Here is an 833-nt window from a genome sequence, read left to right on the forward strand (position 1 = left end):
GCAGTGGGCTCCGCCTCCGCCTCCGCCCCCGGCGCCGGTCCCGCCGGGCGCACCGCAGTGGGGCGCACCGCAGCCGCCGCCTGGCCAGCAGTGGGGCCCACCCACCGGTCCGCCGGCGGCACCCGGCCAGCAATGGGGGCCACCGGTACCGGCCGGTCCGCCCGCTGGTGTGGGGCAGCCAGGCGGGCGGGTCAACCTGGACAAGGGCCGGGTGTCGCTGCGCAAGGGACAGAGCGTCTCGCTGGTCAAGACCGGCGCACCGCCGCTGACCCGGGTGCGGATGGGCCTGGGCTGGGATCCGGCCCAGCGCGGCCGGTCCATCGACCTGGACGCGTCCTGCATCCTGTTCGACGAGCGGGGCAAGGACGTCGACAAGGTCTGGTTCATGTCCAAGAAGGGCGCCCGCGGTGCCGTGCGCCACTCCGGCGACAACCTCACCGGTCAGGGTGACGGCGACGACGAGACGATCGCCGTCGACCTGTCCGCCCTGCCGCCGGGCGTGACCACCCTGATCTTCACGGTGAACAGCTTCCAGGGACAGCCGTTCACCGAGGTGCGCAACGCCTACTGCCGGCTCTACGACGACCTCACCAACCAGGAACTCGTCCGCTTCGACCTGTCCGAGTCGAAGCCGTCCACCGGCCTGGTCATGTGCCGCGTGCAGCGCGATCGGGGCGCGCCGACCTGGTCGATGACGGCGATCGGCGAGTTCCACGACGGCAAGACCGTCCGCGCCATGGTCAACCCGGCCAAGCAGTACCTCTGACGCCCGCCTCTGGCGGCCCCCGCCGGCCCGCCGCGCCGGCCCGCCGGTGCGGCGGCCGGGCTACGCC

At 73.7% G+C, this 833-nt stretch carries 1 protein-coding gene; it reads left to right on the plus strand.

Annotation, left to right across the window (positions count from 1 at the left end; translation table 11 throughout):
* Positions 1–766, plus strand: a 766-nt coding sequence (locus ND747_RS16520; RefSeq protein WP_251734496.1) for a TerD family protein, incomplete at its 5' end; no start/stop codon positions are given.
* Positions 767–833 lie beyond the last annotated feature (67 nt).

The organism is Frankia sp. R82, from assembly GCF_023716925.1.
In the GTDB taxonomy this organism is placed as follows: Bacteria; Actinomycetota; Actinomycetes; order Frankiales; family Frankiaceae; genus Frankia.